Annotated in this window: 26 protein-coding genes and 1 pseudogene; 14 read left to right on the forward strand and 13 right to left on the reverse strand. The window is 65.4% G+C overall.

Annotated elements, in window-relative coordinates; translation table 11 throughout:
• Position 1 precedes the first annotated feature (1 nt).
• Positions 2 to 1,558 carry a DUF1800 domain-containing protein gene (locus XI04_RS32185; RefSeq protein WP_271610029.1) on the reverse strand — a complete coding sequence of 519 codons (1,557 nt, stop codon included), beginning with the start codon at positions 1,556 to 1,558 and terminating at the stop codon, positions 2 to 4.
• 114 nt (positions 1,559 to 1,672) lie between these two features.
• On the opposite strand from XI04_RS32185, the gene XI04_RS32190 reads away from it, so the two are divergent.
• On the forward strand, positions 1,673 to 1,879 hold the full coding sequence (locus XI04_RS32190; RefSeq protein WP_271610028.1) for a cysteine-rich CWC family protein: 207 nt from the start codon (positions 1,673 to 1,675) through the stop codon (positions 1,877 to 1,879).
• A 172-nt stretch (positions 1,880 to 2,051) separates the two neighbouring features.
• On the opposite strand, the gene XI04_RS32195 is transcribed toward XI04_RS32190, so the two are convergent.
• Positions 2,052 to 2,756 (reverse strand): glutathione S-transferase family protein, encoded by a 705-nt coding sequence (locus XI04_RS32195; protein WP_271610027.1) that lies wholly within the window; start codon positions 2,754 to 2,756, stop codon positions 2,052 to 2,054.
• A gap of 194 nt (positions 2,757 to 2,950) precedes the next feature.
• Between XI04_RS32195 and XI04_RS32200 the strand changes: the two genes are divergently transcribed.
• Together XI04_RS32200 and XI04_RS32205 are read left to right on the forward strand one after the other, a co-directional pair.
• On the forward strand, positions 2,951 to 4,066 hold the full coding sequence (locus XI04_RS32200) for an MBL fold metallo-hydrolase (protein WP_271610026.1): 1,116 nt from the start codon (positions 2,951 to 2,953) through the stop codon (positions 4,064 to 4,066).
• Positions 4,067 to 4,095: 29 nt separating this feature from the next.
• Positions 4,096 to 4,671 carry an SCO family protein gene (locus tag XI04_RS32205; RefSeq protein WP_244611395.1) on the forward strand — a complete coding sequence of 192 codons (576 nt, stop codon included), beginning with the start codon at positions 4,096 to 4,098 and terminating at the stop codon, positions 4,669 to 4,671.
• Between the two features lie 32 nt (positions 4,672 to 4,703).
• Here XI04_RS32205 and XI04_RS32210 read toward each other — a convergent pair whose 3' ends face one another.
• On the reverse strand, positions 4,704 to 4,934 hold the full coding sequence (locus XI04_RS32210; RefSeq protein ID WP_038947450.1) for a hypothetical protein: 231 nt from the start codon (positions 4,932 to 4,934) through the stop codon (positions 4,704 to 4,706).
• Positions 4,931 to 5,706: pseudogene (locus tag XI04_RS32215) on the reverse strand (TSUP family transporter). The gene XI04_RS32210 and the pseudogene XI04_RS32215 overlap by 4 nt, the downstream one beginning before the upstream one ends.
• 274 nt (positions 5,707 to 5,980) lie before the next feature.
• Between XI04_RS32215 and XI04_RS32220 the strand changes: the two are divergent.
• From XI04_RS32220 to uvrB, 4 genes are all read left to right on the forward strand, one after another.
• The gene (locus XI04_RS32220) at positions 5,981 to 6,898 is read left to right on the forward strand and encodes a LysR substrate-binding domain-containing protein (RefSeq protein WP_028140186.1); all 918 of its coding nucleotides are present in this window, start codon (positions 5,981 to 5,983) and stop codon (positions 6,896 to 6,898) included.
• A 102-nt stretch (positions 6,899 to 7,000) separates the two neighbouring features.
• The gene (locus tag XI04_RS32225) at positions 7,001 to 7,225 is read left to right on the forward strand and encodes a hypothetical protein (protein ID WP_018318312.1); all 225 of its coding nucleotides are present in this window, start codon (positions 7,001 to 7,003) and stop codon (positions 7,223 to 7,225) included.
• Between the two features lie 54 nt (positions 7,226 to 7,279).
• Positions 7,280 to 7,510: a hypothetical protein gene (locus XI04_RS32230; protein ID WP_095424825.1), complete on the forward strand. Its 231-nt coding sequence runs from the start codon at positions 7,280 to 7,282 to the stop codon at positions 7,508 to 7,510.
• Positions 7,511 to 7,602: 92 nt separating this feature from the next.
• Positions 7,603 to 10,578 carry an excinuclease ABC subunit UvrB gene (uvrB, locus tag XI04_RS32235; RefSeq protein ID WP_271610025.1) on the forward strand — a complete coding sequence of 992 codons (2,976 nt, stop codon included), beginning with the start codon at positions 7,603 to 7,605 and terminating at the stop codon, positions 10,576 to 10,578.
• 59 nt (positions 10,579 to 10,637) lie between these two features.
• On the opposite strand, the gene XI04_RS32240 is transcribed toward uvrB, so the two are convergent.
• Both XI04_RS32240 and XI04_RS32245 read right to left on the reverse strand, forming a co-directional pair.
• Positions 10,638 to 11,024, reverse strand: coding sequence for a hypothetical protein (locus tag XI04_RS32240; RefSeq protein WP_038947454.1), 387 nt, complete (start codon positions 11,022 to 11,024; stop codon positions 10,638 to 10,640).
• A 138-nt stretch (positions 11,025 to 11,162) separates the two neighbouring features.
• Positions 11,163 to 11,399, reverse strand: coding sequence for a hypothetical protein (locus tag XI04_RS32245; protein ID WP_028140181.1), 237 nt, complete (start codon positions 11,397 to 11,399; stop codon positions 11,163 to 11,165).
• A gap of 295 nt (positions 11,400 to 11,694) precedes the next feature.
• Between XI04_RS32245 and XI04_RS32250 the strand changes: the two genes are divergently transcribed.
• The 5 genes from XI04_RS32250 to XI04_RS32270 all read left to right on the forward strand — a co-directional run bounded on the left by XI04_RS32250 (position 11,695) and on the right by XI04_RS32270 (position 15,170).
• The gene (locus tag XI04_RS32250; protein WP_028140180.1) at positions 11,695 to 12,141 is read left to right on the forward strand and encodes a nuclear transport factor 2 family protein; all 447 of its coding nucleotides are present in this window, start codon (positions 11,695 to 11,697) and stop codon (positions 12,139 to 12,141) included.
• A 231-nt stretch (positions 12,142 to 12,372) separates the two neighbouring features.
• Positions 12,373 to 12,813, forward strand: a complete 441-nt coding sequence (locus XI04_RS32255; protein ID WP_271610024.1) for a nuclear transport factor 2 family protein — start codon at positions 12,373 to 12,375, stop codon at positions 12,811 to 12,813.
• Between the two features lie 271 nt (positions 12,814 to 13,084).
• Positions 13,085 to 14,002 (forward strand): hypothetical protein, encoded by a 918-nt coding sequence (locus XI04_RS32260; protein WP_028140178.1) that lies wholly within the window; start codon positions 13,085 to 13,087, stop codon positions 14,000 to 14,002.
• A gap of 328 nt (positions 14,003 to 14,330) precedes the next feature.
• Positions 14,331 to 14,753, forward strand: a complete 423-nt coding sequence (locus XI04_RS32265) for a hypothetical protein (protein ID WP_028140177.1) — start codon at positions 14,331 to 14,333, stop codon at positions 14,751 to 14,753.
• Between the two features lie 279 nt (positions 14,754 to 15,032).
• Positions 15,033 to 15,170, forward strand: a complete 138-nt coding sequence (locus XI04_RS32270; protein ID WP_164936752.1) for a hypothetical protein — start codon at positions 15,033 to 15,035, stop codon at positions 15,168 to 15,170.
• Between the two features lie 39 nt (positions 15,171 to 15,209).
• Here the strand turns inward: XI04_RS32270 and XI04_RS32275 are convergent, their stop codons facing one another.
• The 3 genes from XI04_RS32275 to XI04_RS32285 all read right to left on the reverse strand — a co-directional run bounded on the left by XI04_RS32275 (position 15,210) and on the right by XI04_RS32285 (position 16,486).
• Positions 15,210 to 15,356, reverse strand: coding sequence for a hypothetical protein (locus XI04_RS32275; RefSeq protein ID WP_028140176.1), 147 nt, complete (start codon positions 15,354 to 15,356; stop codon positions 15,210 to 15,212).
• A 198-nt stretch (positions 15,357 to 15,554) separates the two neighbouring features.
• Positions 15,555 to 16,034 (reverse strand): MaoC family dehydratase, encoded by a 480-nt coding sequence (locus XI04_RS32280; protein ID WP_028140175.1) that lies wholly within the window; start codon positions 16,032 to 16,034, stop codon positions 15,555 to 15,557.
• Complete coding sequence (locus tag XI04_RS32285) at positions 16,034 to 16,486, reverse strand: MaoC family dehydratase (protein WP_271610023.1); 453 nt, start codon at positions 16,484 to 16,486, stop codon at positions 16,034 to 16,036. Before XI04_RS32285 ends, XI04_RS32280 begins: the two co-directional genes overlap by 1 nt.
• A gap of 168 nt (positions 16,487 to 16,654) precedes the next feature.
• On the opposite strand from XI04_RS32285, the gene XI04_RS32290 reads away from it, so the two are divergent.
• Positions 16,655 to 16,951 (forward strand): DUF4282 domain-containing protein, encoded by a 297-nt coding sequence (locus XI04_RS32290; RefSeq protein WP_038947458.1) that lies wholly within the window; start codon positions 16,655 to 16,657, stop codon positions 16,949 to 16,951.
• Between the two features lie 134 nt (positions 16,952 to 17,085).
• Here the strand turns inward: XI04_RS32290 and ychF are convergent, their stop codons facing one another.
• From ychF to XI04_RS32310, 4 genes are all read right to left on the reverse strand, one after another.
• Positions 17,086 to 18,183, reverse strand: coding sequence for a redox-regulated ATPase YchF (gene ychF, locus XI04_RS32295; RefSeq protein ID WP_028140173.1), 1,098 nt, complete (start codon positions 18,181 to 18,183; stop codon positions 17,086 to 17,088).
• A 5-nt stretch (positions 18,184 to 18,188) separates the two neighbouring features.
• Positions 18,189 to 18,794: an aminoacyl-tRNA hydrolase gene (pth, locus tag XI04_RS32300; RefSeq protein ID WP_271610022.1), complete on the reverse strand. Its 606-nt coding sequence runs from the start codon at positions 18,792 to 18,794 to the stop codon at positions 18,189 to 18,191.
• A 58-nt stretch (positions 18,795 to 18,852) separates the two neighbouring features.
• Positions 18,853 to 19,563, reverse strand: a complete 711-nt coding sequence (locus XI04_RS32305) for a 50S ribosomal protein L25/general stress protein Ctc (RefSeq protein WP_028140171.1) — start codon at positions 19,561 to 19,563, stop codon at positions 18,853 to 18,855.
• 264 nt (positions 19,564 to 19,827) lie between these two features.
• Positions 19,828 to 20,088 carry an accessory factor UbiK family protein gene (locus tag XI04_RS32310; protein ID WP_095424820.1) on the reverse strand — a complete coding sequence of 87 codons (261 nt, stop codon included), beginning with the start codon at positions 20,086 to 20,088 and terminating at the stop codon, positions 19,828 to 19,830.
• Between the two features lie 162 nt (positions 20,089 to 20,250).
• Between XI04_RS32310 and XI04_RS32315 the strand changes: the two genes are divergently transcribed.
• Entirely contained in the window at positions 20,251 to 20,988 is a 738-nt protein-coding gene (locus tag XI04_RS32315; RefSeq protein WP_271610021.1) for a dienelactone hydrolase family protein, read from the forward strand.
• The last annotated feature ends 5 nt before the right edge of the window (positions 20,989 to 20,993 follow it).

The following is a 20,993-nucleotide window of genomic DNA, read 5'->3' on the forward strand; positions in this document are numbered from 1 at the left end:
ATCATCTCCTCTGCATTTCCGGCGACATCAAGAGCAGCGCCAGCGCCTGCTGGCGCGACTCCGCGCGCTCGATGGTCCGGCGCGTTTCGATCGAGGCCGCATCCGCCGCCGCGAACTCCAGCAGATCCAGCGGATCGATGTTGGGCCCGAGCCGTGCGCCCATTTGCGCGGCGATATCGAGCCTGAGCTTCATGCCCTCGGGCGCGGCCCATGCGGCGCTGGTATCGGGGAAACCATTGGGGCCGGCCGGCGACCACAGCGGCTGTCCAAGCAGATTGAGATTGTTCAGATAGGCGCCGGGATCTTCCGGGACGCGCGCGAGCAGCCGGCCGCTCGCGACGAGGAAATCGTAAGGGCTGCGCATCTTGGTCAGCGGCGCCGTCCACGCCTCGTCGGAATCGACCAGCCCCGCGGCAAGCGCCTTGAGGTCGCCGTCGGTCTTGACGAAGAGTTCGCGCAGCCGCGCCACCAGGCCCGGCGGCGGATCGTCGGCAACGAAGTGGCGAACGAACTTGGTCGCGATGAAGTTCGCGGCCGACGGATGGCGCGCGATGTCGGCGAGCGCGGCCTCGCCTTGCGCGAGACCCGTCGCCTCGTAGCTCTTGCCGAGCAGCATCTGCGCGCCGGGCTGGTGCGCATTGGTGTTGAACACGAAGGAGCCTGGTGTGCCGAGCTGCCCCTGCCGTCCGGCAAAGGTCCAGCCGGTGATGATGCGCGCGAGCGAGGTGACGTCCTCCTGCGTATAGCCGCCACCGACGCCGAGCGTATGCAGCTCCATGATCTCGCGCGCGAGATTCTCATTGAGCCCGCGCTTGCGATTCTGGCCTGCGCGCGAATCCGGCCCCAGCGATTGCTGGTTGTCGAGGAAGAACAGCATCGCCGGATGCTGCTCGACCGCTTTCAGCATGTCGGCGAAGCGCCCGAGCACGTGCGGCCTGATCGCCTCGCGCTCGAACACGCCGGCCCAGATCCGCGCCAGCTCGCCCTTCGTCGCGGAAATGCAGAAATGGTTGGACCAGAACGCGACGAGACGCTCGGTGAAGCCGCAGGTGGCCAGCGTCGCGCGCTGCAGGCGCGCCAGCGCTTCGGTACGGAAGGTCTTTTGAATTACGTTGACCGGCTGCGGGGCCGGCTTTGCCGCCGGCGGTGCAGCCGCATTGGGCTGCATCGCGTCCGGCTTTGCCGCATTGTCCGCCGGCTTGGTCTCCGTCATCTGGCCGGCGACCTCCGTTGCTGCCGCATTCAGCGAGAGATTGCGGCGGAGCCCGGGCTTCTGTTCGGTCGGCGCAGGCGACGGCGTCTCGGCGGGCGCGGCGGCCTTCGCCGCTTCGCGCGCCTGCCTGACCTGATCCTGATAGGCGAAGACGGCCTGCCCGAGTTGCTGCGTCGATTGAAGACCGGGCGCCTCCAGCAGCACCCCGCTCGCACGGACCAGCTCTGCCTTCACGAAACCGCGCGGATCGGAGGCTGCGTTGATGAGATCTCCGGACGCGCCGCCGCGGGCGCCGAAGCCAAAACGGTTGAGCGCGACGAGCGCGGCTTGCGAATCGCGGGCCATCGATTTGTCCTTCGCGTGCCGGGAGCCGCTTTCGGAGTCCGTGCGCGACGCCTAATATACCGCAACGACCGATGAACCCGACATGAAAATCACGGCGAAGCTTCGACGCAAATCATGACAAATCCGAAAGAATCCCCGCCGCCGGAACCGCGCCGCCTCGCCTGCGCGCGCTGCGGCACCGAATTCGGCTGCGACCTCTCGGGCGCCTGCTGGTGCGCGGAGGAAACCGCGAAGCTGCCGATGCCGGTCGAAGGCGAGGATTGCTTATGCCGGGAGTGTTTGCGCAAGGCAGCGGCGGAAGCGAGCGCGGCGGCTCGTTAACCGCGAGAGGATCACCGCACCCTCCCTGTCGTCCCTGCGAACGCAGGGACCCATAACCACAGGGAGAGGTTTGGCGAAGACTGGTCGTCTGGTACTTCGACCATCCGCGCTCGAATAGATCACGCGGTATGGATCCCCGCGTTCGCGGGGACGACGTCGGAGAGACGGTACCTTACACCTCATGCCCCGGCGATTTCCGCGCCATGCCGTCGAACGCATCGAGCAGTGTCTCGCGCCAGGCACACACCGGATCGTCCGCCTCGAGCAGCTTGAACGGGCTCACCACGCGCGCCCACTGGAAACCGCCGAACACGATGTAGTCGGCGTAGTTCGGCGCGGCGCCGCCGAGATAGGGCTGCTTCTTCAACGTCTGCCGCATCACTTCCAGCGACTTGCGGAAGGCGACCACGCCGATGTCGCGGCTCGCCATGACCTCTTCCAGGCTCTTGCCGCCGAAGCGCGCCTCGCGCGACTTTCGGAAATAGGCAGCGTCGACCTCGGCGAGATTCTTCGGGATGTCGGCAACGATCAGCGGAAAGATGCCACCGACCAAGGCGATGTCGCCGAAGGCGTTGATCATGCGCGCCATGGCGCGGCCGCCCTCGCCGCCGAACAGCGACGGACGGTCCGGAAAATTGTCCTCGAGATAGGTCGCGATCGTCCAGGAGTCGACGACGGGCTTGTCATCGTGCAACAGCACCGGAACCTTCTCCGACCCGTGCGGCGCGAGCGCGCTCTTCTCGGTGAAGCGCCAGGGCAGCGATTCCGCCGCGAGGCCCTTGTGCGCCAGCGCCATCCGTGTGCGCCAGCAATACGGGCTGAAGGGACGCGAGGCGTCGGTGCCGACGAGTTCGAAGAGGAAGAGTCTGAGTGACATGGCTGATCCAGCTGCTGTGATTGGCGATCAGAGTCATGCCGACGAGCGCAAGCAAGCCGTCTTGCCGCCGGTGTCGGGGTGTGACCGGCGACCGGCTGCCTCGCCCGTGCCGGATTTGGCCACGGCTTGTTGAGCCGGCACCGGATTGGACCTAAGCTTGGGCATGTCCAAGATCCGATACAGGAGGCGTTGCAATGACCAGGACCATTCAACGGCGCGATCTTCTCTTGGGCTCGGCGGCACTGGCCGGAGCTGCGGCCGCCAGCGCTTTCACCTGCGTCGAGATCGCGAGCGCTGCCCCGATTGCCGTTCCGACCGTCGACAAGCTCTCGATCCGCGTGCTGGTGGATTCGAGTTTCGACCTGTTCTTCCGTCCCAAGCAGATCAACGGGGTCTCCATCACTCCGGCTGCACGCGGCGGTGATTTCCGCAAATCGCTGCACAATGAATGGGGCCTGTCGCTTTGGCTGGAATCCGAGGGCGGCGGCAATCAGCGCACGCTGATGCTCGACTACGGCTACACGCCCGACGTGCTGCTCAACAACATGGCGTTGATCGGCGTCGATCCGGCCAAGCTCAACGCGCTGATCGTGAGCCACGGCCATTACGATCATTTCGGCGGCTTGAACGGCTTCCTCGACAAGTTCCGCGACAGGCTGCCCGCCGACCTCAAGCTCTATGCGGGCGGCGAGGACAATTTCTGCCATCGCGTCACCCCGACGCCGACGCAGGGGCAATTCGCCGATTTCGGCACCCTCGACCGCCGGCAGCTTGCGGCGCAGAAAGTCACGACCGTGCTGTGCGAAACGCCGACCGTGATTGCGGATCATGCCTTCACCACCGGCAAGATCACCCGGCGCAGCGGCGAACGCGTACTGCCGAACACGCTCGTCGAGTTCGGCATCAAGGACGGGCTGGGCTGCAATGTCGGCCACTATTTGCCCGCGGAAATGGAGGGCAAGATCGTGCCGGACGAGCACATTCACGAGCACGCCACCTGCTTCAACGTGCGGGATCTCGGTCTCGTCGTGATCTCGTCCTGCGGCCATGTCGGCATCGTCAATTCGGTAAAGCAGGCGCAGGAAGTGTCGGGCGTCCAGAAGGTGCACGCCGTCGTCGGCGGCTTCCATCTCGGCCCGGCGCCCAGGAACTACCTCACGCAGGTCGTGAGCGAGATCAAGGCGCTCAATCCCGACGTCGTGGTGCCCATGCATTGCAGCGGGCTCAACTTCGCACAGGAAGCCAATGCCCAGATGGAGGGCAAGGTGGTGGTGACGACGACAGGCAGCCGTCTCACCTTCGGGCTGTGATGCGGCTCGCCAGCGCCTGGCTGTACGTGATGCTGACGCTCGCCTGCGCGGCAGCGGCGCAGGCGCGCTCGGCCGCCGAGACGATGGACATCCTGATGTGGAATCGGGAGCCGGTCGGCGGACCGTTCCAGTTGATCGACCAGACCGGCAAGCCGCGCAGCGAGGGCGACTTCCGCGGGCGGCTGATGCTGGTCTATTTCGGCTTCACCTATTGCCCCGACGTCTGTCCGACCGACCTGATGGCGATCGGACAGGCGCTCGAGCAACTCGGACCGGACGCAGAGGCCGTGCAGCCCGTCTTCATCACGCTCGACCCCGAGCGCGACACGGCCGAGCATCTTGCCGAATATGTGCCGCTGTTTCATCCGCGGCTGCTCGGGCTCACCGGCAGCCCCGAAGCGATCGGAGCAGCGGCAGAGGCCTACAAGGTCTATTTTGCCAGGATTCCGATCGGCAAGGGGGCCAACGACTACACGGTCGACCACACGTCCTTCATTTATCTCATGGACCGCGACGGAAAATATCTCGGCTTCTTTCCCCCGGGCACCTCGGCCGAGCGCATGGTCGAGATCATCCGGCCACGGCTTGCGGTGCCTTCGCGATAGCACTCCGGCGAGAGCCGTCGAAAGCGACGCGCTCACCGCCCGTTCGCGCGCAAGAACCTTTCGCCACCTTCCGTCACCGCGATGACGAGGCCAAGGCCTGCAATGGTCTCGCGCGCGACGTAGCCGCGATCGGCGGCGTCTTCCCAGATGGTGAGGCGCGGGCACGAGGTCTTCCAGGTCGCGATCACCTCGGCATAGGCGCGCGGCTCGCGCGCGACCCATTCGACGAAGTCCAGCACCAGCGGATCGGCGTTACTGCTCATTGCAAACCTCCCTTGTCGAAGGCGGCCAGCACCGGTGTGCGAACCATCAGCCAGCCGCCATAGGCGATGTAGTAGCAGGCAATCGTGGTGATCAGCTTGTTCGACCAGGCCACGAACTGCTGGTCGGTCATGGCTTCGAGGATGCGCCGCGCCAGCGTGGTGCCGAGCATCGAGGCAAGGATGGCGACGCCGGCGAGCACGGGATCGAGGCTCGCGGCCTGGTCGATGATGCCGCCGAAATAGACGAGCTTGGTGAAATGGCTGACGAGCTGGCACATCGCCTTGGTCGCGACCTTCTCGCGCCGGCCGAAATCGCCGCCGAGGAAGAAGGTGTCGAGCAGCGGACCCGACACACCGGTCATCAGCATCAAGCCCATGCAGATCGTGCCATAGACGGTGCCCTGCCAGAGACGATCGGGGTCCGGCTTGATGTTCGACGGCAACAGCCGCGCCATGAACGGGGTGATGCCGAGCAGCAGCAGGGCCATCGGCTTGTCCGGCACGTAGCGCGTGATCGACCAGGCCGCGAGCGCGACGGCAGCGCCGACCATATAGTTCGCGACCGGCCGCCAGCGGATATGCGCGCGCCATAGAAGCGCGCGCCAGCCGTTCGAGGCCATCTGCGTGATCGCATGCAGCACCATCGCGGTCGGCAGCGGCATCAGTGCCAAGAGCACGCCGATCAGGATCAGCCCGCCCGCCATGCCGAACAGTCCCGACAGGAACGCGGTGGCGACCATCATCCGAGGGCAGCGATCATGATGGGCGTCACGTGGGGAATCTCCGGTGGTGGGGCCGTTGAGCAGGGCACGCAGGCTGCTTCACTCCCTCGCCCCGTTCCTACGGGGAGAGGGGGGTGAGGGACCGCTTCCGCAGTCACGCTGCCCCGCGGAGACTCCCCCTCACCCGCCGCGCTCTGCGCGTCGGCCTCCCCCCGCAAGCGGGGAGCGGCGAAGGGAACGTGCCTCGCTTGCCCCTTCCGCGCAAACTGAGTTATCTTGGCCTGGCATCAGTTTTCCTGAGGGTCTTGCATAAGGGTCCTGCCTTTGCGGCGTCTGCTGTTTCTCAACGGCATCAAGGCATTCGAGGCGGCGGCGCGGACCGGCAGCTTTGCCGCCGCCGGGCTCGAGCTCAGCGTATCGGCGGCCGCCGTCAGCCGCATGGTGCATCTGCTGGAAGAGCGGCTCGGCGTCGCGCTGTTCGAGCGCAAGGCCAATCGCCTGGTGCTGACGCAGGCCGGCCGCGCCTATCAGAGCGGGCTGACGCCGATCTTCGACGCGCTCGCCAGCCTCACCGCTCAGGTGACGGCGCCGGCAAGCGTCCGCGTGCTCACGATCGGCGTCGGCCACACCTTTGCGATGCGCTGGCTGATCCCGCGCCTGTCGGAGTTTCGCAGCGAAGAGCCCGACATCGAGGTGCGCTTCACCACCGGCGGCGCGTCGGTACCGTTCGGCGAGGACTGGAGCTGCGGCATCAAGCTCGGCACCGGCGACTGGCCTGGTCTCGTCGCCGAGCCCCTGTTCGCCGGCGATCTCACGCCCGTCTGCGTGCCCCGCCTCGCGAGCGGCCTGAAGCGCCCGGCCGACCTGAAGGGACCGAGCCTGATCCGCGTCGAACATTCGCCGGAGGACTGGCCGATCTGGCTGAAAGCCGCGAACCTCACCCGCATCAATCCGCGCGGGCCGGAGTTCCAGTTTTACGGCCAGGCGCTGCAGGCCGCCGCCGACGGGCTCGGCATCGCCATGGGCATCCGCCCCTATATCGACGACGATCTCGCCGCCGGCCGGCTGGTCGCCCCGTTCGACCTCTCGGTGCCCAAGGGCATGCGCTGGTACCTGCTCTATCGCAGCTTTCAAACCGAGCACCGCGACTTTGCCGCGTTCCGCCGCTGGATCATGCGCGCGGCCTCGGAACCCGCCGCCCGCCCGGTCAAGCGGACGGGCCGTGTCGCCGCGCGGAACTGACGCCCGAGGCAAAAAAGCCTGCCGCTTGTGAACGGCTTCACATTCCGGAATCCGCAAACGTGGTCCCCTGACCCTCCGAAAAGAAACGTGGGACCGACAAGAATGACGACCCTCTACGACGGCTTTGACATTGAATCCTTCGAGGCTGGCAAAGGCCTCTGGCACGCCCGCATCCGCCGCGCCGATCTCAGCCCCGTCGCCATCGACGGCGTGCTGTTTCCGGCGATGGAAGTCGGTTTCGCCTGGCCCGATCAGAACGCCGCGATCGCCGACGCCAAGCACCACATCGACCGCTTCCGCCGGCGGGCCGACAGCGACGACGAATAAGCGAGCCGGACGGCAAGCGAACCAGGGCAACAGCATAAAGGGGGGAACCGGGTCATGTCAGTCATCGAAATCGAAGACGCGCCGCGGCCGAGAATTTATGCCCGCAATGTGCTGTCCAACTGCCCGGAATGCGACGGCGATCTCACGGTGCTCCGCGTCATCGGCGGCCGCGCAGGACGCGAGTACTGGACCATGCGCTGCACCGATTGCGGCGGCATCCATCTCGACATCCTCAAGCCGCATCAGGCGGGCGAGGACGACGAGGGTCCGCTGCCGACCGCGTAGGGCCGAGGCTGCTGCCAACCTGCTGTCAGCAGGCTGCATGAGGACGGTCATTCACCCTTTATCGGGAGGCGGACTCATCCCATATTCGGCTCATGGCGAAGAAACCTGCTCCCCCAAAATCCCCTAAATCCAAAGCTCCGAACTCCAAGGCACATCGGCCCGACGTGCAGCCGATCGGGCCGGCCCTGGCCGAGCTGCTCAATCCCGCGATCAATCGCGGCGACGCCGGACTTGGCTCGGGCACCGGCCTGCAGCCGCCGCCGGACAATTCCCGCGACCGCCGCTCCGGCGGCGAGGCCGCGGCCCATCGCGCGCGGGCCTCGACGCCCAAAGACCTTCAAAAGCAGTTTCCGCAGGATAGTGCGCGGCCGATGCCGCTGCGGCCCAACCCGCAGCCGCCGGGCGCCCGGCAATCCACCGAGGTTGGTGGGCTGGAAGAAGCGCCGCAGGCCAATTACGGAACCGCGGCCACGATCCCGACGCTCGATCCGGAACTGGCGCGGCAGCTCGGCCTGCCCACCGAGGAGGACGATGCCGAGGCGCTGGCGCGTCCGCCGCGCAACAAGATGGAGGCGCTCGGCGTCAAGGCGACCGCGGAGGCGCTGGAGTCGCTGATCCGCGAGGGCCGGCCGGAGTTCCGCAAGAACGACGGCTCCACCAAGGTATGGACGCCGCACCGGCCGCCACGTCCGGAGAAGTCCGAAGGCGGCGTGCGCTTCGAGATCAAATCGGAATACCAGCCCAAGGGCGACCAGCCGACCGCGATCGCCGAGCTGGTCGAAGGCGTCCAGCGCAACGACCGCACCCAAGTGCTGCTCGGCGTCACCGGCTCGGGCAAGACCTACACGATGGCGCAGGTGATCGAGAAGACGCAGCGCCCCGCGCTGATCCTGGCGCCGAACAAGACGCTCGCCGCCCAGCTCTATGGCGAGTTCAAGAACTTCTTCCCCGACAACGCGGTCGAGTATTTCGTCTCCTATTACGACTACTACCAGCCGGAAGCCTACGTCCCGCGCACCGACACCTATATCGAGAAGGACTCCTCGATCAACGAGCAGATCGACCGCATGCGCCACTCGGCGACGCGCGCGCTGCTCGAACGCGATGACGTCATCATCGTCGCCTCGGTGTCCTGCATCTACGGTATCGGCTCGGTCGAAACCTACACCGCGATGACCTTTGCGCTGAAGAAGGGCGAGCGCATCGACCAGCGCCAGCTCATCGCCGACCTCGTCGCGCTCCAGTACAAGCGCACCCAGGCCGATTTCACCCGCGGCACGTTTCGCGTGCGCGGCGACGTCATCGACATTTTCCCGGCGCACTATGAAGACCGTGCCTGGCGCGTGAATTTGTTCGGCGACACCATCGAAAACATCGAGGAGTTCGATCCACTCACCGGCCACAAGCAGGACGAGCTCGAATTCATCAAGATGTACGCCAACTCGCACTATGTGACGCCGCGCCCGACGCTGGTGCAGGCGATCAAGTCGATCAAGTTCGAATTGAAGCAGCGGCTCGATCAGTTGAACGACCAGGGGCGCCTGCTGGAAGCGCAGCGGCTGGAGCAGCGCACCACCTTCGACCTCGAGATGATGGAGGCGACGGGAAGCTGCGCCGGCATCGAGAACTATTCGCGCTACCTCACCGGACGCCGCCCCGGCGAGCCGCCGCCGACGCTGTTCGAATACGTCCCCGACAACGCGCTGGTGTTCGCCGACGAGAGCCACGTCACCGTGCCGCAAATTGGCGCCATGTTCAAAGGCGACTTCCGCCGCAAGGCGACGCTGGCCGAATACGGCTTCCGCCTGCCGTCCTGCATGGACAACCGCCCGCTGCGCTTCGAGGAGTGGGACATGATGCGGCCGCAGACCGTCGCGGTGTCGGCGACGCCGAGCGGCTGGGAGCTGAACGAGAGCGGCGGCGTGTTCGTCGAGCAGGTCATCCGCCCCACGGGGCTGATTGATCCGCCCGTCGACATTCGCCCGGCCCGCACCCAGGTCGACGACCTCGTCGGCGAGGTCCGCGCCACCGCGCAGGCCGGCTATCGCTCGCTGATCACCGTGCTGACCAAACGCATGGCGGAGGACCTCACCGAATATCTGCACGAGCAGGGCATCCGCGTCCGCTACATGCATTCCGACATCGACACCATCGAGCGCATCGAGATCATCCGCGACTTGCGTCTCGGCGCGTTCGACGCGCTGGTCGGCATCAACCTCTTGCGCGAAGGCCTCGACATTCCCGAATGCGCGCTGGTCGCGATTCTGGATGCCGACAAGGAAGGCTTTTTGCGCAGCGAGACCTCGCTGATCCAGACCATCGGCCGCGCCGCGCGCAACGTCGATGGCAAGGTGATCCTCTACGCCGACCAGATGACGGGCTCGATGGAGCGCGCCATCGCCGAAACCAACCGCCGCCGCGAGAAGCAGGTCGAATACAACACCGCCAACGGCATCACGCCGGAGAGCGTGAAGAAGCAGATCGGCGACATCCTCAACTCCGTCTACGAGCGCGACCACGTGCTGATCGAGGTCGGCGGCCACGACATGACCGACGACGTCATCTCGATCGGCCACAACTTCGAAGCCGTGCTCGGCGACCTGGAAACGCGGATGCGCGAGGCCGCAGCCGATCTGAACTTCGAGGAAGCCGCGCGCCTGCGCGACGAGGTCAAGCGCCTGCGCGCCACCGAGCTTGCCGTCGTCGACGATCCCACCGCCAAGCAACGCACTGTGCAGGGCAAGGCCGGCGCCTATGCCGGCAGCAAGAAGTACGGCGACGCCGCGAATTTACCGGTCAGCGCCATGAAGAAGAAGACCGTGGGCTCCGCGCTGAAAGCCAGCGGCGGCGGAGGCGGCTCGAAGGTCCACAAGCCGCATCTCGACGAGATGCACGGGCCGGAATCGCTGCCCTATCGCGAAAAGCCGACGCTGCCGGCAAAGCCGTTCGGTAGCACGAGCCGGATCATCCAGCCGACGGACTCACGGCAGTCGGGACCGGAGTTCGGGCCTGCGCCGAAGTCGACGGGCGGGATGCCTGGGCGGCGGGGTGGGTGGAAGAAGAGGTGATTGTCCGACACTGCGGCAGGGGTTGATCGTCGGCAAGCGAGACTCGCTCGGCGTTCCCCTCACCCCACACTCGCCGTCACCACCGCCATCACCGACAGCAGCAGCACGATGGTCACCAACTGCAGCGAGGCGACGGGCTGGGTGCGCCAGGCCGTGATCTTGTCGGACAGCGACAGATGGGCCTCGAAGAACTTTGGTTCGTAGACGGTCTTGAACAGGTGCGGGAAGCTCGGGCCGAGGGTCACGGCGAGCATGGCGTGGGCGAGCGAGGCGATGGCGACGAAGATGGCGACGCCGGGATCGCCGACGAGATCGTGGTTGCCGCAGAGCTTGAGCAGGAAGGCGGCAGCGGCGAAGGTCGGGAAGCTCTGCAGGATCGTGGTCAGCGCGAGGCCTTCGAGCGCGTTGTGCAGGCGGGACTTTCTGACGGTGGCGAGGGCAGCCATGGCACGTCTCCCTGATGACATGCCGATGACGTTAGCTGCGATGGGATGGGCGTGATGTGAGATGGATCACGCGCCCTTCTTCACCTCGCCCGCTTGCGCGGAGAGGAAGCAGACTGCCGCTGCGGATCGAGGTCGCCCCTACAGCTTGCCCTGGCCGTTCACCTGACCCTGCTGCTGCCGCTGCTTGTCCTGTTCCTTGGCGTGATGCCTGCCGTAGAGGCAGCCGGCGGCGGCGCCGAGGACGCCGTGGTGGCCGGCGTAGTGACCGGCGACGCCGCCGACGACGGCGCCCTTGATGCAGCCCTTGGCGCTGGCGGCTGAGGTCGCGCCAAGCATCAGAAGCGCGGCGGCGATGGCGAAAAGCGGGGCCTTCATGGATCGATGTCTCCGGATGCGGTATCGGCGTCTCAACGGGCGCCGATGGGTCCGGGTTCCAACGCCCGGCGCATGGCAGGAGGCGACCGCGATGTGCCCGCGGCGTCACGCAGGACGCAAAGCGCCGAGCGAATTCTTGCATGCGGAAACGCACGCAACCCGCAATTGCACCCCATGAACCGGGCATTGTGCTCGCGCGTCATACCCTGCAATCACTCTGTGATTTTGCGGATTGATGGACCCGCGAGCCGCACGATAGCGTTTGCAAAGCACGGCCGGTGAGGGCAGGAGCAGCATGACGGTTGAGAAGCTGAACAGGCAACGCGTGCTGCATCTGCTCGACGCCTTCGCGCGCGGCGATCTCGAGGCCGCGCTGGCGTGCTGCACCGACGACGTCGACTTCCTCACCCATGCGCCCATCGACGTGCTGCCGCACATGGTGCCGCGCCACGGCAAGCAAGAGCTGCGCGAGCTCTGGCAGACGGTCTGGTCGCGCTATTCGGAAATCCGCTACAAGGCACCGCACATCCTGGCCGAAGGCGAGGCGGTCGCGACCTACATGCAGGCCTATTTCCGGAAGCGCAGCAACGACCGCATCGTGCAGTTCGACATGGCCGTGTTCTACACCTTCCGCGGCGGGCTGGTGGCGGAGATCCGCGAGATCATCGATTCCTACGATCTGGTGCAGCAGGTGCTGGAGCGCGAGATCGGGCCGCTGATCGTGGGTGCACGGGTGGACTGAGCCTGCTCCTCCCCTGGAACCCGCACGCGATCCGCCGGGACCCGGGAGATTACGGGGTTCTGTTGCAAATCTCACATATCGCCATCAATTGTGCATTGCGAAAACGTGAATTGCGTCTTGGCCGAAATCGGGTATTTTATTCGTATACAAATGAGTTGAGCCCCACTGCCTGACTGCGCTGGGGTCGTTTTCCGTTTTTCTTTCGCAAAGCCAGCTTCAGGACTGCCCAAAATGACAGAGCACAGCCTCTGGCGTTTCTCGCGCGCGTTGCACCGCGCGATCAACGACCGGCATTTCGAGGACATCGAGGCCCTGATCGACGAGGACGTCGAATGGGCGCTCTACGGCCCGATCGACATGTTTCCGTTCCTCGGCGCGCGCCAGGGCAAGGACGCCGTGCTCGACGTCATCCGCCAGCTCGCCGACAATTTCCAGGTTCGCCGCTTCGACCGCGAGAGCATCATGCTGGGCGTCGATTCCGCCGCCTCGATGCTGCGCTATTCGCTGACGGCACTGGATTCCAACAACCCGATCAGCTTGCGGGTCGCGCAGTTCGCCCAGTTCAGGGCGGGCAAGCTCACCAGCATGCGCGTCCTGATCGACACCTTCGACCTGGTCGAGCAGGCACTCGGCCGCGCCATTCATCTGCCGAAGATGACCAGCGTCGGCTGAGGGGGACGCCAACGGGCCCCGCGGTTCGGGACCGATGACAATGCCTGACGCGACGTCCTGGCCTCCAGCCCCGCCGGATGCCGTCGTGCCGGAAGCTCGTCGTCGGGCGCGCGCCTCTCGCGCGGCCCGTTGGTTCGCGTCCCCACGCGAGTTGCCACAATTTCGCAACGATAAATCCGCATTGATGCGAGCAGACCGAATGGCGCATGGTCATCACCAAGCACCGCCTTATATTGGCGGACAACATGCGCTGGGGTTGGCGGGCAGGACGATGGAATTCTCGACAGGTTGTGGCTGGACCAGGCTGCCGGTGCTGGCGGCCGCGTTCATCTTGGGCTCTGTGCTGACGGTTTCGGCGCAGATCATTCCCCCCTTCTCCCCACCCGCGGGCGCGTCCGACGAGGCCGAGACCGAGACGGCAGAGGCCCCCGACGTCAACGACCCCGACGTGCTCAAGGGCATCGACGTCGACAAGCTCGACTGGAGTCAGCTCGCGGTCGACGCCGGCACCGGCATCGACCCGATCGCCGCCAAGAAGCGCGCCCAGGCCGCCGCCAAGGACGGCCTCGACTGGTCGTCGAATGCCAATGCGAACGGCTCCTCGGCGGTGACGGTGAAACAGTCCGTGTTCTCGTTCTGGGATACGCGGATCGGCGCCGACATGACGGTGACCAGCGAGCCGCGGACGATGTCCGAGCTGCTGGCGCAAAAGGCCACCAATGGCGGCAACCTGCCGCAATCCTCCGGCAGCGCCTGGGCGACGGCGACCGCGCCCGGCGCCGGAGTCATCTGGGACAAGACCGCGGTGGAAGCCCGCGTCGATCCCGGCTCGGAACAGAGCAAGCTCGGGGCCTCGCTGACCAAATCGGTGCCGCTGTCCGGCGACACCTCGCTGACGCTGCAGAACGGCTATAGCGTCAACCAGCAAGGCACGAGTGCGGTCCCCGGCATCGGCGGCCACATCACCCGCAATTACGAGACCGACCAGTCCGCCAAGGTCACCCTCACCGACACCGGCACCAGCGTCACCGCCGGCCAGACGCTGTCGACCACGGACGACAAATGGCTGCGCAAGGTCGGCGCCGAGCAAAAGCTGTTCGACAACGTCACCGTCTCCGGCTCGGTCGGCGAGACCTCGCAGGGCGCGATCAACAAGAGCGTGACGGCGGGTTTCAAGAAGAGCTGGTAGGCCAAGCCTATACTCTTGCCCTCATCCTGAGGGCGCTCCAAAGCAGCGCGTCTCGAAGGATCGAGGCCGCGCTGCGAGAGCGGGGCCGGCATGGTTCGAGACGCGCGCGAAGGGGCGTGCTCCTCACCATGAGGGGATGGGTTCCGACGCGGTTACCGCCATTCAGACTCTCGTAACCATACGCCACGGCAAAACCCCCGAATGGTCCGCCCTTGCCGCATCTCGGCCCATTTGCGGCCCAATTCCGGCGCCCTGATGCAGCCTGCCTCACAGACGTCGTCGTGCGGGGGACACTCGCGCTGCGCTCAACGCGAACAGGGGAATAACGATGAACGCCATGCGTCCGGAAAAGACCGAAGCCGCCGAGACCGAGACGGTCGACACCAACCTCGCTGCAGTTACGGAAGTCGAAGCCGGCATCCGCGACTTCGTCCGCAACGACATCGCCTATCTCCGCCGTCCGGCGGCGACGACCACGGATGCGCCCCCGCTCGATCCGAGCGCGGAGGCCACCGTCACCAACGTCAACTCGCTGATCCAGCGCGTCGCCGGCACCTCGCTCGCCGAGATCGAGAATCTGATCTCGGAGCTCGAGAGCCTGCGTGACCTGCTCCATGCCGAGGGCCAGCGCGTTCAGCGCGAGATCTCCGGCTATGCCCAGCTCAGCCAGGCCGCGATGAAGTCGACCCGCATGATCGCCGACAACGTCGCGCAGTGGAAGCGCGCCGCCGACGGCCTGCGCAATAGCTGATCGTATTGAGCATCACCGAACCGCCGCGTTCCGAAAGGAACGCGGCGATTTTGATTCTGGGGGGTCTGTGCCCCGGCTCTGCGGCTCGCAGTGACGCGCCGCAGAGCCGGGGCCCATGGTCAGGATTCATGCGCGGCGCAATGGGTCCCGGCTCTGCGCCGCAGCGTTACACTCTGCGGCGCGTCCGGGACACGAGAGTGCACATTTGAACCCCCCGCGCCTTCCCGGCGACCAATGCCAAGCGCCCGCTTCTCTTGCGGCCGGGCCGGGGGACATTTCATGGAAAGCATTCGGCCCGACAACACGGACCCGATCTCGCTGCGGCCCGCGCCCAATCAGCTCGGCACGATCATGCTGCGCTTCGTCGGATTGCTGGTGGTTGCGATCGCGGTGCTGGCGTTCGTCTACAGCCGCTGATGCGGGGCCGTTTTCCGGCCCCGAGAACTTAACAGATTCCTACCGGCTCGCGTCGACAGCCGAGGCTTCCAGGGTGTAGGCGCCATCGGCATAGCCCTTCACCACCATGCCGGCGACCAACATCACTGCCAGCGTCGCGGTAGCGAAGAGAAATCCGACAAGCTTGAGTGCGCCGCGATCTGCCATGGTCCTCGTCCCCTGTACTCTGCCCAATTCGTTTCAATTAGACAGCGACAGGTTCATAATTAGTTAGCAACTCACTGGTTCCGCCAAACTGCTTCGCGGTAACCATGTTGCGCAGGCTTATGGCAGCCGCCCGGAATCGCGTCCATAGCGCGCGGGCAACACTCGCGCACTCATTTGCCCGTTCATCTTGGAACAGATCTAACCGCTCTTCCGCATCGGCACGAAGGCGCTGGCGGTGATGGAATAGACGTCCTCGCCGCGCTGGTTGGTGCCGGTGGTGCGGGCGGTCAGGATGCCCCAGCCCGGGCGCGAGGCCGAAGTGCGCTTGTCGGTGACGACGTTGACGTAGGCGACGGTGTCGCCGGCGAGCACCGGCCTGATCCAGCGCAGATCGCGAAAGCCCGGCGAAGGTCCCCACACCGCAACCTCCTCACCGCGCGATACGGCCTCGCGCGCCAGGCGCTGGCCGTCGGCGACAAGCAGGCTCATGCAGGCCGAGCCGACATGCCAGCCCGAGGCGGCAAGCCCGCCGAACAGCGAGCTCTTGCCCTCCTCCTCGTCGAGATGAAAACGCTGCGGATCGAACTTCGCGGCGAAATTCTTGATGGCCTCGGCCGTGAACGTATAGGTGCCGATCTCGCGGCGCTGGCCGATCTCGATGTCGTCGAAGAACCGCATCAGACCGCCCCCTCGCGCCGCTTGATCAGGATCGGCGAGGTCATCTCGCCCAGCGGCTCACCCTTGGCGTTGCGCACGGTGCATTTGAACTTGACGATGCCGAGCTCGGGGCGGCTCTTCGAGGGGCGCGCCTCCAACACGTCGACGTCGAGCATGAGATCGTCGCCGGGCCGGAGCGGCGAGAGCCAACGCACCTCGTCGACGCCGGGAGACCCCAGCGACGCGGCGCGGGTAATAAAACCGTCGGCCATCATCCGCATCATCAGCGAGCAGAGGTGCCAGCCCGAGCCGGACAGGCCACGCAGCATGCTCTTGCTGGCAGCCTCCTCGTCCAGATGCATCGGCTGCGGATCGAACTCGGCCGCGAAGGCCAAAATCTCGTCGCGGGTGACGTTGCGCGGGCCGAATGTTCCGAACCGGCCGGGCGGGAAATCTTCGAAGGTCAGGGTCATCTTGGGATTGGCTAGCGGAAATGACAGATTGTGGCCGCACTTTGCGGCAATCTCAACCCGCCGGCCCGCATGGCTCGTGCTACATACGGGGTGGCGGCGTTGGTCTTGAGTCGGATCAACCGAGGGCCAAGATCCATTTTACCAAGGCCCGATGCCCTGGGGAGAGCAATGTTTTCATTCAGCGATCTGTTTCAGTGGGACCGCTTCATCACGCCGACGATCATCAAGACCTTCTATTGGCTGGTGATCGCGTTGATCTGCCTGTTCGGCCTCTCCGGCATCTTCTCCGGCCTGGCTGCGATGGCGATCAGTCCCTTCGGCGGCTTCCTGGTGCTGCTGTCGTCGATCGCCAGCGTCGTCGTCGGAATCGTATTCTCGCGCATCGCCGCGGAGCTGATCCTGATCGTCTTCCGCATCAACGAGCATCTCGGCGCCATAAGGGATCAGGGCGGCGGGTTGCGGTGAGGCAGACGCAGGTGGCGTAGTCACCGGCCTCGTAGGGTGGGCAAAGCGAAGCGTGCCCACGTCTTCCGTCGCAATATTGGTTAGATGGTGGGTCGATGCGACTTTGCCCACCCTACGGCACCGATGTCAGCGTCTTACGTATTAAACCGGAAATGCATCACGTCGCCGTCGGCGACGACGTATTCCTTACCTTCGAGGCGCAGCTTGCCGGCATCGCGGGCGCCGGCCTCGCCGCCCAGCGCCACGTAATCCTCGAACGCAATCGTCTCTGCGCGGATAAAACCCTTCTCGAAATCGGTATGGATCACGCCGGCCGCGCCCGGTGCCTTGGTGCCGCGGTAGATGGTCCAGGCGCGTGCTTCCTTCGGGCCCACCGTGAAGTAGGTGATGAGGTCGAGCAGCGTGTAGCCGGCGCGGATCAGGCGATCGAGGCCGGCTTCCTCTAGACCCAGCGTTTCCAGGAAGTCGGCGCGTTCCTCACGCGAAATGGTGGCGATCTCGGATTCGATCTTGGCGGAGATGACGACGGCAACCGCGCCTTCCTTGGCGGCCTGCTCCTGCACCGCCTGGGAGAACGAATTGCCTGTCGCGGCCGAGCCTTCCTCGACGTTGCAGACATAGAGCACGGGCTTGGACGACAGCAGGCCGAGCATGCCGAAGGCGCGCTCCTCCTCCGCCTTGCGCTCGACGAGGCGCGCGGGCTTGCCTTCACGCAGCAGCACCAGGGTGCGGTTGACGAGGTCGAGCTGCTCCTTGGCGTCCTTGTCGTTGCCCTTGGCCTTCTTGGTGAGGTTGTCGACGCGCTTCTCGAGGCTGTCGAGGTCGGCGAGCATCAGCTCGGTCTCGATGGTCTCGATGTCGGCGAGCGGGGCGATCTTGCCCTCGACATGGGTGATGTCGGAATCTTCGAAGCAGCGCACGACATGCGCGATGGCATCGACCTCGCGGATGTTGGCGAGGAACTGGTTGCCGAGGCCTTCACCCTTGGACGCACCGCGCACGAGGCCGGCGATGTCGACAAAGGTCAGCCGGGTCGGGATGATCTGGCCGGACTTGGCGATCGCCGCGAGCTTGTCGAGCCTGGGATCGGGCACCGCGACCTCGCCGACATTCGGCTCGATGGTGCAGAACGGATAGTTCGCCGCCTGCGCCGCGGCCGTCTCGGTCAGCGCATTGAACAAGGTCGACTTGCCGACATTGGGCAATCCGACGATTCCGCATTTAAATCCCACGAGTGTTATTCCTTGCCGTTCTCGTCCTTGGTCAAAAATCCCTCCGCCTGCATGGCGAGATGCACCCTGTTGGCGAAGGTCGCGTCCGTGCCCTTGGCGACCAGGCCTGCGTGCTCGGCCACCGCTTCGCACAGCGCCGTCACCCAGTCGTTGTCGGCCTTGGCGAAGTCCGACAGCACGTGGCCGTGCACCAGTTCCTTGACGCCGGGATGACCGATGCCGAGTCGCACCCGGCGATAGTCGTTGCCGATATGCGCCGAGATCGAGCGCAGGCCGTTATGGCCGGCGATGCCGCCGCCGATCTTCACCCGCACCTTGCCCGGCGGCAGCTCGAGTTCATCGTGAAACACGGTGACGTCGCCCATGGCGATCTTGAAGAAGCTCGCCGCCTCCTGAACGCTGCGGCCGGAATCGTTCATGTAGGTCGTGGGCTTGAGCAGGATCACGCGCTCAGTGCCGAGCGTGCCTTCCGAGGTCTCGCCCTGAAAACGACGGCGCCATGGTGCGAAACCATGACGCCGCGCGATCTCGTCGACGGCCATGAAGCCGATATTGTGCCGGTTACGTGCGTATTTCGCGCCGGGATTGCCGAGCCCAACAAAGAGTCGCATGACGCGGCGCGCCCCTCGCTCGGCGCGCGATCAGGGACCGCGCGCCAGCTTTGAGAGATTACTTCTTCTTGTCGCCGCCGGCGGGAGCCTTGGCAGCCGCGGCAGGTGCAGCAGCAGCCGGAGCCGCAGCGCCAGCCGCCGGAGCAGCCGCAGCAGCGCCAGGAGCTGCAGCCGCAGCCGCGGCCTTCTGCTCTTCGGCGTAGCCGGACGGCGGCACGATGGTGACGAGGGTTGCGTCCTCGCGGGTCAGCGCCTTCACGCCGTTCGGCAGCTTGACGTCCGACAGATGCAAGGAGTGACCGATTTCCAGCGAGCCGACATCGGCCTCGATGTACTGCGGAATGCTCTCGACGCCGCATTCGAGCTCGATCGCATGGGCGACGATGTTGACCGTGCCGCCGCGCTTCACGCCCGGGGAGGCTTCCGACTTCACCACGTGCAAGGGCACGCTGATGCGGATGGTGGCGCCTTCGCCGAGCCGCATGAAGTCGACATGGATCGGGAAGTCCTTGACCGGATCGAGGTGGTAGTCGCGCGGAATCACGCGGTGCTTCTTGCCCTCGAGATCGATGTCGACCAGCGTGGTCAGGAACCGGCCGGCGAGGATGCGCTGGCGCAGTTCGCGATCTTCGATCGAGATCGTGACGGGGGGCTGGTTGTTGCCATAGATCACTCCGGGCACTCGCCCGGCGCGACGCTCAGCCCGGGCGGCCCCCTTGCCGCTCTTCGGACGTGCGGTCGCCTTCAATTCCTTGACGGTCGTCGCCATGTCGTTAAGTCCTTGTTTTTGCAAAAGTTAATGGGCCGCAGCGCGGCCCATGGCATCGTTCGCAGCAAGCCTCCAGGGGTGCGGGGGCCACGAACTGGCGGGCTTTTACCCGGAAGATGCGGAAATGACAAGGAAATGCGAGGATTTTTTGTGCGGCCGGTATCCCGGGGAACACCGTCATCGCCGGGCTTGTCCCGGCCATCCACGTGTTGCCGGGCACCAGGTTAGACGTGGATGCCCGGGACAAGCCCGGGCATGACGACCTCAGCTCGGCGCCCCGCCGAGCTTGGCCTCCACAGCCGCGAGTCGCGCCTTCAGCGCCTCGTTCTCCTCGCGGGCCAGGCGGGCCATGTCCTTGACCGCCTCGAACTCCTCGCGCTTGACCAGATCCATGTCGCGCAGGAATTTTTCGGCCTGGGTGCGCAGCACCGTGTCGAACTCGCGCTTGACGCCCTGGGCGGCACCGGCGGCATCGTTCATCAGGCGGCCGATCTCGTCGAAAAACCGGTTGTTGGTCTGGGTCATTTCGGTCTCCTGGCGGCCTCTACTTTGCGCGAACTCTCGAAAAGACAATGGCAATCCGAGCGGAACGGTTCAAGGCCCGATCGGCGGTATCCTTGTCATGCCCCGGTTTCCTTGCAATCGTATTCATCGTCCCTGCATAAGAAGAATCACAAGGCGCATGAGATGATCGACCAGCAGATCGCGATCCCCACCAGGGACGGCCACACCGCAACCTTCATCAGCCATCCCGAACGTGGCGGGCCGTTTCCGGTCATCCTGTTCTACATGGACGCGCCGGCGATCCGCGAAGAGCTGCGCGACATGGCGCGCCGGCTCGCGACCTCGGGCTATTACGTGATGCTGCCGAACCTCTATTATCGCTCCGGCGTGATGGAGCTCGGCGCGCTTCCGGCCGACCCGAACGCGCCGGAGCGCAAGCGCATGTTCCAGCTGATGGAGTCGCTCACCATCCCCATGATCATGGACGACACCCGGGCGCTGCTCACCTATGCCGAGGGCCAGGCGGCCGCGAACACCAAGCTGGTCGGCACCGTTGGCTACTGCATGAGCGGCCGCTACGCCATCAACGCCGCCACGCATTTTCCTGACAGCGTCAAGGCAGCCGCCTCGGTCTACGGCGTGCAGCTGGCAACGGATCAGACCGACAGCCCGCACCTGGCTGCGGCTAAGACCAAGGCCGAGCTCTATTTCGCCTGCGCCGAGACCGATGTCTACGCGCCGCCGGAGATTATCGAGAAAGTCAAAGAAGGCATGAACGGCGCCAAGGCCGAGGTCGAGATCTATCCCGGCACGCATCACGGCTTCGCCTTCCCCAAGCGCCCGGTCTATGACCGCGACGCCGCCGAGCGGCATTGGGAGCGCCTGCTGGCGCTCTATCGCCGCAATCTCGTCCAGATATAGAAGGC

The organism is Bradyrhizobium sp. CCBAU 11430 (assembly GCF_028128855.1).
Taxonomy (GTDB): domain Bacteria; phylum Pseudomonadota; class Alphaproteobacteria; order Rhizobiales; family Xanthobacteraceae; genus Bradyrhizobium; species Bradyrhizobium ottawaense.